19 protein-coding genes are annotated in these 16,619 nt (G+C 47.5%); 3 read left to right on the forward strand and 16 right to left on the reverse strand.

Annotated features, from left to right (window positions below; genetic code table 11):
* Positions 1-93 precede the first annotated feature (93 nt).
* The 11 genes from hxlB to IBT46_RS23735 all read right to left on the reverse strand — a co-directional run bounded on the left by hxlB (position 94) and on the right by IBT46_RS23735 (position 8,621).
* Positions 94-654: a 6-phospho-3-hexuloisomerase gene (gene hxlB / locus IBT46_RS23685; protein ID WP_200547645.1), complete on the reverse strand. Its 561-nt coding sequence runs from the start codon at positions 652-654 to the stop codon at positions 94-96.
* Between the two features lies 1 nt (position 655).
* Positions 656-1,291, reverse strand: a complete 636-nt coding sequence (gene hxlA / locus IBT46_RS23690) for a 3-hexulose-6-phosphate synthase (protein ID WP_047368025.1) — start codon at positions 1,289-1,291, stop codon at positions 656-658.
* A gap of 18 nt (positions 1,292-1,309) precedes the next feature.
* A complete protein-coding gene (locus tag IBT46_RS23695) occupies positions 1,310-2,461 on the reverse strand; it encodes a mannitol-1-phosphate 5-dehydrogenase (RefSeq protein WP_200547646.1) in 1,152 nt (383 codons plus the stop codon).
* Positions 2,458-2,892 carry a PTS sugar transporter subunit IIA gene (locus IBT46_RS23700; RefSeq protein ID WP_200547647.1) on the reverse strand — a complete coding sequence of 145 codons (435 nt, stop codon included), beginning with the start codon at positions 2,890-2,892 and terminating at the stop codon, positions 2,458-2,460. The genes IBT46_RS23695 and IBT46_RS23700 overlap by 4 nt, the downstream gene beginning before the upstream one ends.
* 14 nt (positions 2,893-2,906) lie before the next feature.
* Positions 2,907-4,346 carry a PTS mannitol transporter subunit IICB gene (locus tag IBT46_RS23705; protein ID WP_200547648.1) on the reverse strand — a complete coding sequence of 480 codons (1,440 nt, stop codon included), beginning with the start codon at positions 4,344-4,346 and terminating at the stop codon, positions 2,907-2,909.
* A gap of 50 nt (positions 4,347-4,396) precedes the next feature.
* On the reverse strand, positions 4,397-4,696 hold the full coding sequence (locus tag IBT46_RS23710) for a PTS sugar transporter subunit IIB (protein ID WP_200547649.1): 300 nt from the start codon (positions 4,694-4,696) through the stop codon (positions 4,397-4,399).
* 22 nt (positions 4,697-4,718) lie between these two features.
* Entirely contained in the window at positions 4,719-5,009 is a 291-nt protein-coding gene (locus IBT46_RS23715; protein ID WP_200547650.1) for an HPr family phosphocarrier protein, read from the reverse strand.
* A 516-nt stretch (positions 5,010-5,525) separates the two neighbouring features.
* The gene (locus IBT46_RS23720; RefSeq protein ID WP_200547651.1) at positions 5,526-5,972 is read right to left on the reverse strand and encodes a GNAT family N-acetyltransferase; all 447 of its coding nucleotides are present in this window, start codon (positions 5,970-5,972) and stop codon (positions 5,526-5,528) included.
* Positions 5,973-6,437: 465 nt separating this feature from the next.
* Positions 6,438-7,262 (reverse strand): DUF2971 domain-containing protein, encoded by an 825-nt coding sequence (locus IBT46_RS27780; protein ID WP_200547652.1) that lies wholly within the window; start codon positions 7,260-7,262, stop codon positions 6,438-6,440.
* Positions 7,263-7,541: 279 nt separating this feature from the next.
* Complete coding sequence (locus IBT46_RS23730) at positions 7,542-7,913, reverse strand: hypothetical protein (RefSeq protein ID WP_200547653.1); 372 nt, start codon at positions 7,911-7,913, stop codon at positions 7,542-7,544.
* A 66-nt stretch (positions 7,914-7,979) separates the two neighbouring features.
* On the reverse strand, positions 7,980-8,621 hold the full coding sequence (locus tag IBT46_RS23735; protein ID WP_200547654.1) for a hypothetical protein: 642 nt from the start codon (positions 8,619-8,621) through the stop codon (positions 7,980-7,982).
* 514 nt (positions 8,622-9,135) lie between these two features.
* On the opposite strand from IBT46_RS23735, the gene IBT46_RS23740 reads away from it, so the two are divergent.
* Positions 9,136-9,432, forward strand: a complete 297-nt coding sequence (locus IBT46_RS23740) for a hypothetical protein (protein ID WP_200547655.1) — start codon at positions 9,136-9,138, stop codon at positions 9,430-9,432.
* Positions 9,433-9,629: 197 nt separating this feature from the next.
* Here the strand turns inward: IBT46_RS23740 and IBT46_RS23745 are convergent, their stop codons facing one another.
* The 4 genes from IBT46_RS23745 to IBT46_RS23760 form a co-directional block, all read right to left on the reverse strand.
* Positions 9,630-10,436 carry a YggS family pyridoxal phosphate-dependent enzyme gene (locus IBT46_RS23745; protein ID WP_370569523.1) on the reverse strand — a complete coding sequence of 269 codons (807 nt, stop codon included), beginning with the start codon at positions 10,434-10,436 and terminating at the stop codon, positions 9,630-9,632.
* A gap of 133 nt (positions 10,437-10,569) precedes the next feature.
* Positions 10,570-11,463: a dihydrodipicolinate synthase family protein gene (locus IBT46_RS23750; protein WP_200547696.1), complete on the reverse strand. Its 894-nt coding sequence runs from the start codon at positions 11,461-11,463 to the stop codon at positions 10,570-10,572.
* A gap of 32 nt (positions 11,464-11,495) precedes the next feature.
* Positions 11,496-12,656 carry an NAD(P)/FAD-dependent oxidoreductase gene (locus IBT46_RS23755; protein WP_200547656.1) on the reverse strand — a complete coding sequence of 387 codons (1,161 nt, stop codon included), beginning with the start codon at positions 12,654-12,656 and terminating at the stop codon, positions 11,496-11,498.
* A gap of 11 nt (positions 12,657-12,667) precedes the next feature.
* Positions 12,668-13,129, reverse strand: coding sequence for an FMN-binding negative transcriptional regulator (locus tag IBT46_RS23760; protein ID WP_234480271.1), 462 nt, complete (start codon positions 13,127-13,129; stop codon positions 12,668-12,670).
* On the opposite strand from IBT46_RS23760, the gene IBT46_RS23765 reads away from it, so the two are divergent.
* Positions 13,022-14,404, forward strand: coding sequence for a PLP-dependent aminotransferase family protein (locus IBT46_RS23765; protein ID WP_370569519.1), 1,383 nt, complete (start codon positions 13,022-13,024; stop codon positions 14,402-14,404). The two genes, IBT46_RS23760 and IBT46_RS23765, sit on opposite strands and share 108 nt — an antisense overlap.
* Positions 14,405-14,442: 38 nt before the next feature.
* Here IBT46_RS23765 and IBT46_RS23770 read toward each other — a convergent pair whose 3' ends face one another.
* Positions 14,443-15,918: a PLP-dependent aminotransferase family protein gene (locus tag IBT46_RS23770; RefSeq protein WP_200547657.1), complete on the reverse strand. Its 1,476-nt coding sequence runs from the start codon at positions 15,916-15,918 to the stop codon at positions 14,443-14,445.
* 127 nt (positions 15,919-16,045) lie between these two features.
* On the opposite strand from IBT46_RS23770, the gene IBT46_RS23775 reads away from it, so the two are divergent.
* Entirely contained in the window at positions 16,046-16,522 is a 477-nt protein-coding gene (locus tag IBT46_RS23775; RefSeq protein WP_200547658.1) for a GNAT family N-acetyltransferase, read from the forward strand.
* The last annotated feature ends 97 nt before the right edge of the window (positions 16,523-16,619 follow it).

The following is a 16,619-nucleotide window of genomic DNA, read 5'->3' on the forward strand; positions in this document are numbered from 1 at the left end:
TAATGTCAGGTTGGTAAAGCTTTCAGCATGTTTATGTCATTAACATTTGGCATGAGAATCCGGAGGAGATGATGGCCTCTCCTCCAGTAATGCTTACTCCAGATTGGCGTGTCGGGAGAACATTTCCTCATCCGTCATGTTTTTATGTACCTTGATAGTCAGGATGACGCTTTCACAGGCAAGCAGAAGCAACTGTTCGAACAACGAGCCCAGGGGTTGGATTGTTTTCACTATGCCTGTCCCAAGCGCGCTCTTTTGTGTGGAGCCCGGCAGGACAATGGTGGTGGAAGACAATTTACCGATGGTGGAGTCAGGATAAATTGTGATCAGTGCAATATTTGCCTGTTTATCAGCCGCTTTGCGGGCCATGGTGACAAGACTGCCCGTTTCACCCGATCCGGAACCGATAATTAACAGATCCCCTTTCTGTATGGATGGTGTGGTGGGCTCACCCACGAAAAAGGCCGTGTATCCCAGGTGCATCAGGCGGTTGACGAAGGCTCGAACCATAAAACCTGAACGACCCGCTCCGGCTACAAAAATGCGGTTCGACTTTTCAATCAGATCGGCAAGATTATCAACGTCTTCCTGTTTCACCAGCTTTACTGACTGCTGCAGTTCTTCAATAATCGATAACAGTACGGTGTCAGCCATCTTATTTAGCCCCCATCATAATCTGTTTGATTGCTGCAGCTTCAGCGCGCGGATCTTTCTGATGGGTGATACCGGTACCGACAATCAGAATGGACGGTTTAAGATCAACGTATTTCTGTGCAGTACGTGAGCTGATGCCACCGGCAACAGACATCTGAGCTGATTTAACATGCTGAGCCATCACGCGAAGATCGTCAATTGGCTCGCGTCCTGCGGCCTGCTGGTCAGCCCCGGTGTGAACGGCCAGAATATGGGCGCCAGTGGCTTCCATCTGGGCAATTCTTCCAGGCATGTCTTCGACGCAGATCATATCGACGACGATTTTGCGATTATATTTTTCGGCAACCTCGACGCAGCCTTTTACCGTCAGAACGTCGGTCACACCCAGTACAGTGGCGTACTCAGCGCCAGCTTCGAATGCCAGTTCAGCTTCATAATAGCCAGCATCCATGATTTTCAGGTCGGCAAGGACTTCTTTTTCTGGGAAGAAGCGCTTGATTTCGCGAACAGCCCGCATCCCCTCATCGATCACAAATGGCGTACCAACTTCAATAATGTCGATGGAGTCATGAACCAGCTCGATCATACGCAGAGCTTTAACCAAATCCAGGTCATCTAAGGCAAGTTGTAATTTCATGATTTTCTATCCTTCTATTCAATGATTAAATTTTTTGAATTCAGCCAGTACTTTGTTGAAAATGGAAGAACCATTTTCCAGCCCGGTGAAATGAGAAATTGCGTTTTCAATCCCATGTGCAGAAATATAATCCTGCAGCTCTACCGCCTGAACATCTTCACTGTTCTTAAACATGAATACTGCGGCAATCGCTTTTGGTAAATATTTTACTTCGCCGACCAGCGACTCATAGGATTCGCAAGGTGCGACCAGTCTGTCGGTTTTATCAAGTTTACGGACTGGTGAGCGACAGACACGCTTAATATCATCCTGCACCACATCCATTGTGAAACGTTTAATGTTCTTCTTAATAAAATAATCAAGCTCATCAAACTCAAAGCCGAATTTTCTGATTAATGCATCGGCTGATTCGTACATCATCCCTTTGACATCTTCAAAGATTGCTTTATCGGCAAATGCCTGTTGTACATACTGATAACCTTTAATAAACCCTAAATACCCGGCCGCAGCATGTCCGCAGTTGCAGATATAAAGTTTTCTTTCCAGGTACATTGTCAGATTATCTGTGTAATCAGCGCCTTTAATAGGTTCGGCTTTGGTATCGACCAGACGATTCTGCTCAATGACCAGCTCGAACATGGTATCAATATCGAGATATTCCACACCCTCTCTGACATTCGTCAGCGCCAGACGGTCAACCGAAACGTTGGCGAAGCAGGCGATTGCATCCAGTTCTGCTTCTGTGATGATATCTGTATGTTTCAGAACTTCGTTCCGTAAGCGATCAGAAGCGTAGAGGGCATTTTCACAGGCCAGTACGTTGACCTTCGGCATACCTTTCAGTTTTCTCGCTTTCAGCCCTTTAGCAAGAATGGCTGAAATTTTCGGCAGATTATCTGCCCAGACAGAAGTGGTAATCAGATCCGCGGCCACGACGGAGGCTACGACGTCTTCAGGATTCGTGACCGGAGAAACGGCATTAACGTTAGTGATCGTTTTTTTCTCATATCCTTTATCGAGAAAATAAATATCGTAGGAGTTAGTTGCGTTCAGGCTGTCAACGACTTTCTGACCAACTTCAACAAATGTAATATGGTAGCCGCTGTTGTGAAGCAAGTCGCCAATAAACCCACGCCCGATATTTCCTGCTCCGAAATGTACTGCTTTCATTCTTCATACTCCTCGAAAATTTTCACGATTTCTTCAGCTGATTCTGCGCTCAGTAATTTCTCGACATTATCTTCGTCGGAGCACACCATGGCGATTTTCCCGAGAATATCCATATGTGTTCCATCTTTACCTGCAATGCCGATAACGATTCTGGCCTCATCATCATCACTCCACTTAATAGTCTTAGGAAGACGAATCAGAGAGATGCCGGATTTGTTAATCAATCCTTCGGACCCTGCGATGCCGTGAGGAACAGCAACGCCGTTGCCAACATATGTCGAGATAACACCCTCACGTTTTAGCATTGCATCAATATATTTCACATCGACATAGCCATTGTCGGAGAGTAATTTACCAGCGACAATGATTGCATCTTTTACTGTATCAGCGTCGGTGATCAGATTGATGTTTTCGGCGTTGAAAATCGTCATACTTTCCTCGTCAATTATCCGTTTTTCTGTACGTGTTCTAAAACACGGTCATATTGCTTAGCTTCAATGAAATTCTTTATGGAAATAAACTGAGTTTCCGGGTTTTTATTATTTTGACGCGCCCGATTTAGAAGGTCTGCGTGTGTCACAACTAGATCCGTGTCCTCCGGAATGCTGCTGACTGACGCGTTAGCGACGGTAACGTTCAGCATGGCTTTTTTGGCGCGCGTTCTCAGGACTGAGGCCCCCATGGCACTCGAACCCATACCAGCATCGCAGGCGACGATGATCTTGTTGATTTTGCGTTCTGTCAGATGCTCACCACCCGCAGTCACCCCATTTTCACTGGCTGCCGCGACAGAAACGGGAGCTGAAGCGAGGTGTGGTGCGTTAGATTCTTCCTGATATTCTTCACCGTCATCGACAGGTGACTTATCCAGTTTCAACAGGATCCCGGCCACAATGGCAGAGACAATCAACCCTGCAAAATAGCCAGCCAGGTTAACCGTGAAATAACCTTTTGGCGTCATCATGGCAAATGCAATCACACTACCTGGCGAAGGTACGGCGACAGTACCCCCGTCAAAGGTCTGGAAGATAAACAGGGAGACCATACTGCCCAGAATCGGAGCAAGAACCAGCTTCGGTTTCATCAGAACATACGGGAAGTAGACTTCAGCGATCCCGCCAAACATCACGATAATCGTTGCCGCCGGTGCGGTCTTACGCGCCAGGCCTTTCCCAAACAGGCAGTAAGCAACCATCACACCTACTAATGGGCCACTGTTACCTTCCACGAGGAACAGGATAGAGCGACCATGTTCAACCACTTGTTGTATTCCGAGCGGAGCCATAATGCCGTGGTTGATGGCGTTGTTAAGGAAGAGAACCTGTGCGGGTGCAACGAAGATACTCGCCAGCGGGAGCAGACTGTGGCTCAGGGCCCAGTTGACGCCGGCAGATAAAAATCCGAGGATCATGGAGAAGATGGGTTCAACGGCCGCATAGCCAATTATCATCAGGATCCCGCCGATGATACCGATACTAAAGTTATCAACCAGCATTTCAAAGCCGGGCTTGACGCGTCCAACCAACCAGCCATCAAACTTCTTCATGATCCATGCCGCCAGTGGCCCCATCACCATACCGCCAATCAGCATGGTTACAGATGAACCGATTACAACTCCCATGGTTGCCAGCGCACCGATGACCCCACCCCGGCGGCCATGAACTGCATGACCACCGGTGTAACCAATCAGAACGGGTAACAGATAAGTGATGGTTGGACCAACGAGCTTGGCCAGATATTCATTCGGATACCAGCCGGTTGGAATAAACAGAGCGGTGATGATACCCCAGGCAATGAACACACCGATATTCGGCATGACCATTCCGCTGAGGAATGCACCCAGTTTTTGAATCTTTAATTGTAAGGTATTCGGTGATGAACTCATTGTTTTTTACCTTTTTAAGGTTGGTTTGTATTCTTAAGTCCGTATCAGAGTTATTGGTTGTCAGTTATTAATTGAAGTAACTGATCACCGTCCATAGTTGCGTATATGTAGTACGGGATGACTGTTAGTTTCCCTTTCAGGTGATACCGGGAGGGAAGGTCTTCCTCGAGAAAAGAAAGATGAGGCCCGATTAAAATATGGTCGTAGGTCTCAATATCTTTGGTTAGCGATGTTTCAGGGCATACCGACACTTCAATATGTAGTCCTTTGTCCTTCACAGCAGCCCGCAATTTCACCGCCATAAAACTGCTGGATGCTCCTGTACCACATATTAAAGCGACTTTAGTCATGGTCAGTTCTCAGTCTGGAGAGTTATTCGCCAAGTCCACTATCAATACCTTCACTGATCGCTGCCAGTGCATGCTCAGCATCTTCACCTTCAAGGGTGATAAGAATTTTGTGACCGCATTTAATTCCGCATGTCATCAATTTCATCAGGCTTTTGGCATTGGCTGGTTTGCCCTGTGATGTCAGATTGGTAATAGTAATTTCGCTGTCATATTTTTTTGCGATATTAACCAGTACCGCGCCTGGCCTGGTGTGAAGACCACTTTTGTTTGCGATTACGAATTCTGCTTTCAGCTGCATAGCATTCTCACTCATCTTTAATTTCCAATAAAAATTGAATCAGTTGCTATTCATAAAGCAATTTGCGTGCCAGTTTTTTTAATCTAATAAAATCAATGAAATAAAATGATGTGTTTCATTGTGGTTAGTCTGTGTTTCATTGCGATGAGTGATCTATTTCACAAACAAAACGATTGATTCGATGTGATTAGCGTCACATCTGAAACGCTTATGTCTGTCAACTGTCAGGAATGAAGGACAATAAACATTCACTCCGCATCGACGGCAAGAAAAGAGAGAATCGAATGTTTGTCCAAAGTGCTGGGCTGCGTTTGGGAAACGTACAATATTGTACGGCTGCATTATCGCAGTAGGGGCTACTCCCACGCTACACGCAGCGTGGCTAGTATTTTGAACTAGATTGGTTAAATTATGCTCTTAACGTACAATAATTTTCGATATTCAAACTGCCCCCAGTAATGACACTTAGTTCTCAGCTGGACGGTCCGCTGTGTGCCAAGAGCGGACGTTGCTAGCAGTACCGTATATTATTCAAGAGAGGGTAGATTGGTCATTGCCAGCCCAGCCCAGTCCAGCCCAAACCAATGCCATACCTTCGCTTGCTGGGCGAACGTTTTTAAAACCGAATTTTTCATACAGCTCCGGGACGTCGGCTACGAGAGTAATATAGGCACCTGGTGACACATGCTTTTCAAACCAAGACATTAAATTCTGCATAATCTTGCGACCAAGACCGTTTCCTTGGTGATCCGGATCAACAGCAATATCGACAATCTCAAAGTTCAAGGCTCCATCGCCGATGATGCGCCCCATTCCGACAATTAGCCCAGCATACTCAATATGAACCCCGTAACAGCTACCAGGAAGTGCGCGTTTAGCAGCATCCAGAGGACGAGGCGTTAAGCCGGATATGACGCGTAAACGGCAGAAATCTTCTACAGGTGCAACAGTGTTAATGAAAACGTATTTCGTATGCATTCTCTACTTCCAGCACAGTTAGTCATTTTGGTATTTAACAATACACTAACATTGCTGAGTTCTAAATAAGGTAGCTGTCCGTCAGGCCTGCTCAAAAAACAGGCTTAACGTAGGATATTTTCCGTCTTCCAAGCGGACCCCCGTCAGAGCAAGCGGCGAATGGCATGATACCTGGATCAGCAAAAAAGGCCTTAAAGAACGGCTCTGGACTGAAAAAGCGATATCAGAGTTTCTGGGAAAACCAGAGAAAGCTGGCCCGATCATGGCCTGGAAGCGTAAAGATATCTACAGGGTCGAAAGTACGGCGGCGTTTCAGGCCTGGCTGGTAAGGCGCAGGGAATGGCTTGCTGCACGTGGTAAATCACCCGCAACCATTCCACCATCTGAGTAGCCACGAGTTCAGTGGCAGCGACGCGGTGTGGTTTCCCGTGTTTCTCGATGTCCTGGGAAAGAGAATGTTTTAGTTCAGTAAACCACAGGGAGCAGGTCCCACCCGTTTATTGTGTTACGATAAATTTTTATGGAAGGATCATCCTCATGGATTATTTGTTTTAGTTCTTCCGCACGTGAATCTTCCATTCTCGCACCAAATGTAACTGACCTTACAGCCCCTTTCCCGAGAGGCAGATAACGTCCATCTTCACCCGTTCCCTCTTCTTTCCTGAAAGCGATCCTCAACTCTTTTTCATATTTCCAGTCCTCATGTTTTGTGAATATAAACTTATTGGCTAACATCTTCAGTCGCTGAGAAAAAATGACTGCACGGTCACTTTCACCCGAATCCGCTTCGCCGAAAGGATTGATTAAAAAATCACATGCAGCAGAACTTACCAGTTTGTTTGCTTCGTTATCATATCCGTTACCAGTGTAGGATACTTCAAATGGATCGGTTTTACAGAAACGTGGATTTAACTCTACCATGACACCCTTGTGACTGTCAGCATAATGGGACCACATCAGCCTGTTATAAGGATCTGATGTGAGACAGATAACAAAAAGATTACTTATTTCTTTTTTCAGTCCCGTCTCTACATGTTCTATAAGGTTAAAAGTAATGGCTTTTGCTTCTTGCACACGAAATTTAAATTCTTCTTTCGTTGTCCCTGTTGACTTCAGGAAGTCTTCAAACGCAGATAAATCGATTCTGTCTAATTTTAAGGTGCAATCAAACGGGTCATTAAAATCTTTAATTTCAGAACCACGAATGGTTTGTTGCCTGGTTAAACAACAGATGTACGTACTATTCATATATTTAAATAATGAATCAGACCCGTACTGTTTTTTACTCACATTTATCTCCTGAAACGATGATGAAATAAAAAAAACTGAGTTCGAGAAAATCTGACAGCTTTTCATTGGCTGTTATTCTGAGCAGAAATCAGTGTGAAAAAACTCACGGAATCGCCTTTCTATCTTCATTTTAACCATACCCAGATGCACTATCTGCTTTTCGGTAGCACTTAAAAGCGACAGCCACCGACACCAAATCAATCCATTACGTACCTGAGTTGGTTGAAAAATGCGCATGACGAACAAAATTTTCCGATGTCCAAACTCCTACCCACTATTTCATTTTTTCATGATTATCGCACCGGACAGTATATTACGGCAGCGAACAATATCTTTAATCAGTCGTTCACGTGATACATCATCCGTGTCACCTTTCAGCAGTTGCTCAATTGTTCTGTCCAGTGTTCGTATAATACTTTCAGACAAGTCAGGTGAGTTTACTAAGTGAGTTGATACATTACGTTTTTCATGTGATGAAGTTGCTCCCTGCATTTCAGGAACTGACGGCAGTTTTTCTCCAGAAGTTTCAGATTTCGTATCAGTCCGGTCACGTTTCTTGTTCGGATTTAAGTCATCTGCTAAAGCAAGGAAAAAGTATACAACAATCATAGCCATAAATGGGACTATAGACATCGTGATTAAACTATCCATTATATCTCTCCGTCGACCGAAATTTATTACATGTGTGCATGCTGTTCTCTCAGATTAATGTCACGATCACTGTGATTTTTCATCCTGCGGCTCCAGTCCCTGATTCACCTGGCACCTCACCGGCAGGCCCGCTTCAAAACAGGTCTGATACCATTCAGCTACCTGCACGGGATCGCCGTTGAATACCGTTCTCCTGCCGTCACGGTGCCACAGCTGCAGGCAGGTCGTGCCATCGAGGCGGACAACGAAATCGCCCCGCCACACGGCATATTCTCTGCCGTCGAGCATGATGTTATGTACCGGGCGGTAACTGCTCTCCGACCGTTCATGCAGCACACGGACACCGGCTGCGCGAAGCTGTGCCTGCACGGCTTCCAGCTCGCTGTTTAAAAGCGGTAAGGCGACATCAGCTCCGGAATCAGTGAGTTCAACTGCCAGCTGCAGATTAGGAGCACGCAGGATACGCAGCCAGCCTGCGGCGTTCATCCGTTTGCAGGAACCACGCAGGTTATTTGCATAAACGGGCTGAACGGAACCACGTTCCAGCATGTTCTTCAGATCACTGATGGCCACCGGACCCGGCCTTTTCTGGCTCAGGGCGGCCAGCACGATAAGTATCCGTTTCTGTAGGGGCGATGTCCGGCGTGCAGTTTCAGCCGTCTTCGGCAGTCCGCCGTGAATATTCAGTCCGGGCGCTTTGTCTGTCATAGTATTCTTAAGTGTCATTTGTGAATTATCATTGCTGGTATGATTAGTACTTATCTGGAAGTAATCATATCAGGAGTGATTAAGCGCGACTAATTTTAAATCACTTTTCTTTCTCTCTCTTTGCAGCGCAGATCCGAAAACCCCAGGAAGCGGATCTTCCCCTCCCGGCGGCGGTTTTCTGCGCACAACACTGTATGTAGTGGTTCTGTCAGCTGCTTCAGGCACCATATGTAGTGTCAGGCCTGCCGGTGCGGGCTGCCTGCCGGGGCTTTGCTGTGCCCTGACAGCGTGGTACGCTTCCGGAAACCGGTAAATCAGGCAGAAGTCGGATCATGCCAGAACGACGAAACGGTAATTGCGCGGGTAATTATTTACCAGTGTGACTTTTACCGTACTTTCTGTCACTGCGCGGTCAGTTCAGTGCCTGCTGCCGGTTATACAGTTTTTATCCCCCGTTTCTGTGGATAAAACAGTCACGGCCGCAGTAACGTCAATACAGCAGAGGAAGCAGACCATGAATCAGGGCATCAACACCGCACAGCTGCCTGAGCCTCTTCAGGCGGCACTGACCGCCGCCGGTGCAGGCAGGGTGGATTACCCGGAACGCGAGGCGCAGCTGCTGCGCATCAGAAGTTACCTGCAGAACGGTGACTTCTTCACGGCAGAGAGTCAGCTGAACAATCTGATAGGGGTCAGTTTGGATATAGAAAATTATTGTACGTTAAGGGTGTTTTTTGACCTTCTTACTTTAGCTGGTCTTAGCCAACAAAACTTACCGGAAGCCGGTATCCGGTTGTTTTTCGCAATATAGTCTCCTGTCAAATTGATATGCTCCCAGCCTAACCGGGCATGTTGTTCAGTAAAACTGTGAGCACACCTACAACACAAAAGCCATATCGGCTGAGCGCCGGTAAAGCGAAGCTGTTACCGATGCTGCCATAAATGACCTATGACTGAACGGATATAACGTCTCTGTAAGCTCCCGGGCGATCAAACATTTTTCTCTCTCTAACCGGGCCAATAAAAACCATCAGGCCGCAGGCGCGCACCAAATATCGCCTGTCCGACTCGTACGACCGTGGCACCTTCCTCAATGGCAATCTCAAAATCTCCGGACATACCCATCGAAAGTGCCATTGCTCCGTGTGATTCTGAAAGCTCATCGCGAAGTTGACGCAGCCGTTTACAACATGCTCTGACGCGCCCGGCATCACTGGTAAACTCAGCGAGGGTCATCAGTCCCCGAACACGCAGGTTTTCATAAGTTTTAATCTGGCGCATAAAAGCGTCAACATCTTCTGCAGGCAGGCCATATTTGCTGGGCTCGCATGAGGTATTAACCTGGACAAAAACGTCAAGTGCCCGGCTCTCAGTATGAAGCCGGCGATCGAGCACTTCAGCAACATGCAGGCTATCCAGTGCCTGAAACTCAGATGCAAATTTTGCAACCAGCTTTGCTTTATTAGACTGTAGATGTCCGATCACCGACCATCTCAGCCCTGATATATCGGCCAGCGACTGAGCCTTTCTCCATGCTTCCTGAACTTTATTTTCACCCAGTTCAGTACAACCTGCTGCGCAAGCCAGTCTGATGTGAGCAGCGTCCATAGTTTTGCTGACAGGAAGAAGCCTGACTTCGTCTGCTGAGCGCCCTGAGCGCTGGCAGGCTGCCTCGATTCTCAATTTTACTGCGGCAAGATTCTCACGGAAGTCATCTACGCTTTCTGCGCGGGGCCACTGATTGTGCATGTCATGGCGGGGCTGAGTTAAAGGGGATGATAGCGATGCTGCCTGCAAATTTTCTTTTGATTTCATCATATGAATACTTTGACGGTGTTAATTTTTCCGGATGTAAAGTATGCGCAGATAAAGAAAAGCGCTGTGACGGTAACAATCTTTATACAGCTCTGGTTCCGTGCAGCCCGAGAGAGTATTTTATCTGATGATATTACTTCAGATTAAGTTCAGACATTACCAACGCCACTTCATCCCGATCTTCCCGGGTCAATCCTCTCAGCGGGAGGGGTAAACAATCCTCTTTCGTCAACCCCAGCAACGTAGCTGCCGCCGCCATAACACGAATACTTCCACCATGTTTGCTAAACAACGCCCAGAGGGGCGCCAGTCGTTCAGTCAGCTCAGTAACCCGCTTTTTTTCTCCCCGGACAGCCGCATCAGTAATCGCTTTCGCCTCACGGGGAAACAAACCACCACAGACTGAATACCAACATTCACAACCAGCATTAAGCCCAAAACCGGCAAATGCATCACCACTGACGCCAATAGTTATACCGTCGGGCAATTTTTCCCGGAGCCGTTCAACACGGGATATCGCCTGATTCATCTCTGCCGGCACTCCCGGGATCTTTATTGATGCAATACCTCGCAGGGAGGCAATCCTGGCATGTAAGTCATCAGAGAAAGTGAAATGGGTGGTTCCAGGATTGTCATACACACAAACTGGCACCGATGAATGCTGTGTCACGCTCTCGTATAACCCATACACTTCATCATCCGTCAGTTTCTGGTACGACACAGGCGGTAATAACAACGCTTTAGCTCCGGCCTGCTGGGCATCATCCGCCAGATGCAATACCTGTGTGGTGCTTACCGCACCAATGCAAGCCATTACCGGGATCCCTTCAGCGTTTTCAACGGCATGACGTACCACCATGGCACGCTGTTCGCGGGACAAATAAGCATAACTACCTGTTGAACCCAGTACGCCGACAGAATCGACCCCAGCGTCAACCAGTCGTTTCATAATATGCAGAAAGCCCTGCTCATCCACTTTCTCATTATTGACTGGTGTTAACGGAAAAGCACTCAAACCTGTAAACATCATCTGTTTCTCCATTTTACTGTAAAATAAATTTAATATGCTGCTCGCGTTTCTCTGTATTCCCTGATTGGGGACGCAATATCACGTACCGATCCCAGACCATTCACACCACACAGTCCGTGTTTGTTGTAGGAATAAAAAAGCCTGGAATTCCCAACCGGGCGTTCATCAATCTCCACTCCGACTGTTGGCAGCCCTGCTACCTGAAGGGTAAAGTCATACTGATTGCTCCAGAACCAGGGAACCGCATCAAACGGTACCTGCTGGTCCAGTACATTTCTGGCAACCACATCTGCCTGCTCTTCCGCATTACGCCAGTTCTCTGTACGTAAAGGTTGACCATAACGTTCACTGTCATAACAACACACATCACCACAGGCAAAAATATGCGGATCAGGAGTCTGAAGATGGATATTTGTTCTGATACCGTTATCAACAGGCAGTCCTGCTTTACTGGCCAGCCCGGTATTTGGAGTGACTCCCAGGCCATAGATCACAACATCGCAGGGAAGAATTTCACCTGTTGTTAATCTTATGGAATCTACCGAAACTTCACCTTCAAGTTGCGCAACCTGCGTGTTAAAATAAAAACGTACACCTTTTTTCATATGTTCGGTGATAAGTGCAGCCGATACCAGAGATGGCAGACTTCGACTCATCGCCTGAGGTCCTCTCTCAAGTACTTGTACGGAACATCCTTTGGTGATGGCTGCCGCTGCCACCTCCAGACCAATGATACCAGCGCCAATGATCACAATACGTTTACCCGCTTGCAGGCAGGCCGCAACTGCGCGGGCATGGGACAATGTTCTCAGTGGCCAGACATTTTCTAATTCAGCCCCCGGTAAAGAGAGGGGATTTGGTGAAGAACCGGTAGCCAGAATCAACGTGTTATAGGAAACAGTTTTTCCCTGAGTCAGCACAACTTCACATTTTGCGCGATTAATATCCACCACCGGTTCTCCCGGGTGGAGGGCAATATTGTTATTTTCATACCAATCAGCAGGGAAGAAACGGCATGCTTCAACTGATTTGGTTCCCAGCAGAACAGCCTTAGATAGAGGCGGACGGTCATAAGGTATTTCTCCCTCATTACCGAAAATATCAATATTTCCTGACCAACCATGTTTGCGTAATGCTGCTGCGGTTCTGATCCCGCTATGTCCTGCCCCCACAATAACAACCGATGCCATGTTATTACCTCCTATTTCTTTTTATTCCGGCCAGCGACTACTGCCAGCATGGCATCACCGATCAAGTGTGCTCCCCTTTCTTTTAGGCCGTTTCCCGCCCCTTCTACATCCCTGTTTTCTTTGTTCTGACTGAGTTTTGACTTTCCTGTCAGCCGAGTAATTTCAATTTCTATCCCCACAATTGCTTTCAACATCGCATTAATATAATCCCTGGGACCGTCAGTCATTTTCCAGGGATCTGCCTGAAACGCTTCATGTATACGGGTCAGACGGGCTACAAGCCCCCGCACATAGCGCTCATCATCACGAATGGTTACTCGCCCGTACGCATGTACAACCTGATAATTCCAGCTGGGAACCTGTTTATGAAATTCATGTTTACTCGGGAACCATTGCGGAGAGATATAAGCATCACCCGCCCGAAAAACTACATGGGAATTGCCAGAGGAACGGTTATCGGCGCATTTGAACAGTTACATGCTGAGGGGGTACTTGAGACGAAACCGGCTTCAGGTACCTGTGTAGCCCGTTCGTTGGCAGACAGTTCCCACAGCCGTTCCGTCAGGGAATCTGCTTTCTCTGACTTGAATTCTATTCCGCCAGCCCGTGCAACAACCTTTGCGAAGGTATATGACGAGTTTTCTCCGCTACCTCAGGTTCCTTTTGCAGTATCGGTTCCTCAGGGGCTTGCCCTTCCTGAAGATGCCTGGCGTAAACTGGGAAACCGCATCCGGGCACGGGGACCTGGTGCACCTTCAGGATATGATGATCCACAAGGCACATCTGCCCTTCGGGAGGCCGTTGCGGAATACGTCCGGCGATCACGTTCTGTGCGCTGCGAACCTGAGCAGGTCATTATTACCAGCGGGATACAGCAGGCACTTTATCTTTGTTGTCAGCTTTTTCTGGAAAAGGGTGATCAGGTATGGGTTGAGGATCCGGCTTACAGGGGGCTCACTGCCATACTTGAAAGTGCCGGAGACGAGAGTTCCATGGTTCGTGTTCCGGTCGATGCAGAAGGGATCCAGGTCGAAACCGGCATCAGGCTGGCACCGGATGCCAGGGTCGCTTTTGTCACACCATCGCATCAGTATCCCCTGGGAATGCCGATGAGTATGTCCCGACGAAATGCCCTGGTCCGCTGGGCGAATGACCATCATAGCTGGATTGTCGAGGATGATTATGACAGTGAACTGCGCTATGCAGGTCACCCCTTTCCGTCACTACAGGGGCTGGCTCCTTCCCGTGTAATTTACCTCGGTACATTCAGTAAAATCCTGTTCCCCTCATTACGTCTGGGTTACGCTATCGTGCCAAAAGGGCTGGAAACTGCATTTTGTGGCGCAAGAATCCTGATGGATCGCCACCCCCCCAGCGCTGACCAGCATGTACTCGCAGCATTCATCCGTGAAGGCCATCTGGACCGCCATATCCGTCGTATTCGCGGGATCTATGCGGAGCGGCGTGACCAGCTTGTTGAGATGATTCAACGTCATATACCTGCAACACGGGGATGGTTACAACCCGGAGACCAGGGTATGCATATGGTTTTATGGTTGTCGGAAGACATTGATGATCGCAAGACAGCCACCGCTGCGCTGGCTGCAGGTGTAGCGGTCCGGCCCGTTTCCTCTACTTTCTCAATAGCCCGGAAACGACCCGGACTCATCCTGGGGTTGGGCGATTTTTCCCTGGCTGACATGGAGTCAGCGGTGCACGTACTGGCCCGCATTATTACTTCGGTTTAATGGAGAAGTAATGACTTCACCGCAAAATGGCCGGGGGATCAAATTATCTGTGAAAGTTGGCGTATCCCGTCCCACAGTTCCTGTGGGGAATGGTTAGCAAAACCAAGCAGGACCCCTTTGTCGGGCAGGGAACGCTGGCAGTAGCGTTCAAAAGACTGTATTCCCATACCAAGCTGGTTGGCCTTTGCCTCTATCTCTTTTCCACTGATGCCATCATTCAGCCAGCAAACCAGATGAATACCTGAGTCGGAGGAATGTACAGTCATTTTACCCGGTAGATAATGTTCGATTGCTGCAGTGAGTGCGCTCTTACGTTCGTGGCAGGCTTTACGTATCCGCCGTACATGGCAGGCATAATGTCCTTCACTGATGAAACGAGCCAGAACAGCCTGTTCCAGGTAACCCGTGCAAAGAACAGAAAAATACTTGCTGGTAATAAACTGTTCCTGCAATGCCTGAGGAATGATAAGGAAGCCCAATCGAAACTCCGGGTACATCATTTTAGAGAAGGTTCCTGCATAGATGACACGATCGTGCTTATCAAGACCCTGCAACGCCTGTAATGAGCGGGCCGTATACCGAAACTCACTGTTATAGTCATCTTCAAAAATCCATGCCTGATTAGCTTCAGCCCAGTCCAGAAGAGCCAGCCTGCGTGCGAGGCTGAGGGTTCCTCCCAGGGGAAACTGGTGGGACGGCGTTGTGTAAACCAGCCGGGCCTCCGGATAATGTTTGATACCATCATGAATATCCATTCCGTTAATATCGACCTTTACTGGCCTGACAACAGCGCCAGCAGCGGTAAAAGCTCCACGGGCCCCGTTATATCCGGGATCATCAAGCCACACCTCACTCCCCTGTGAAAGTAATGCCTGTGCCGTGATATTAACAGCCTGCTGGATACCGCTGACAATCATGATCTGGTTTTCATGACAAATAACGCCCCGGGTTGTCTGAATATAATCACATATAGCCTTACGCAGTGGTTTATATCCGGCAGGATCGGTGTGTAACCCCAATTCCTGTCGTGACTGTCTCCAGACTCGTCCAAGCAGTCGTCCCCATAGATTATGGGGGAAAAGATCTGTACAACCAACGCCAACACTAAAAAGACGTTTAGCATTGTTCCCTTTCTGGCTCTCAGAGCATAACCGACGCAATGAAGTCACATCAGAATTAAGCCTGCCCACAGCAGGTTTTTCCTTGGGCTGCTTAATCTGCTGATAATATCCACTGACAGTGCTATCAGGAACACAATCGCTCACGAAGGTACCAGATCCCCTGCGGGTCACCAGATATCCTTCATCCATCAGACGATCATAACCCGCAATAACGGAATTTCGGGATATGGACATCATTTCGGCCAGAGTCCGGCTTGAAGGAACACGAACTGCTGCGGGTAAACGCCCCTGGAGAATGGCATCACGGATAACGTTGTATACCTGATTTTTTATGACACCGTCTTGTATGAACAGCTCCTGGAACAAAGGCGGAACGGGTTTGCTCGTTGACAATGACAGTACCTCCGTAACAAAAGTGGATCCTATAAATATACAAGAAGTGTCACTTTTCAGGAACCAGAATAGCAATTAATCTGCTTAAAAGAAAAATGGGTAATATATGAGAAAATGAGGATGTAATATGGATAAGAAAGATACGGCGCTTAAATCACCTGAAATAAGTATTCAGGCAGTAACAGAAGATGATTATTTCCAATGGTTTCCTTTGTGGATAAAATATCAGGAGTTTTATCGCGTAGATATTCCTGATAATGTGACCAGATTAACCTGGGAGAGGTTTTTAAATCCCGTTGAGCCTGTGTTTTGTCTGGTGGCAAAATATCAGGGCGAAATTGTTGGGCTGGTACATTATCTGTTTCATCGTTCTACATGGGCTGAAACGGAGTATTGTTATCTGGAAGATCTCTATGTAGCTCAGGAGATCCGGGGTAAGCATATTGGTAAACGGCTCATCGAGCATGTACAGGTAAAAGCAAGAAAACGTCATGTTTCAAGGCTTTACTGGCACACACACGAAACAAACCTGCGTGGACAACGTCTTTACGACTGGCTGGGTAAGAAAAGCGGGATGATCGAGTATCTGATGCCAGTACAATAGTCAAAACTATGTAAAAAATTAATGAGATATAAGTATCTGGCGGGAACAGGTTCGCCAGATATTTTTGATATATAGCTTTATTTGAAAATACAGTAAA

The sequence above is a fragment of the Erwinia sp. S38 genome, assembly GCF_016624545.1.
Lineage (GTDB): Bacteria > Pseudomonadota > Gammaproteobacteria > Enterobacterales > Enterobacteriaceae > Erwinia > Erwinia coffeiphila.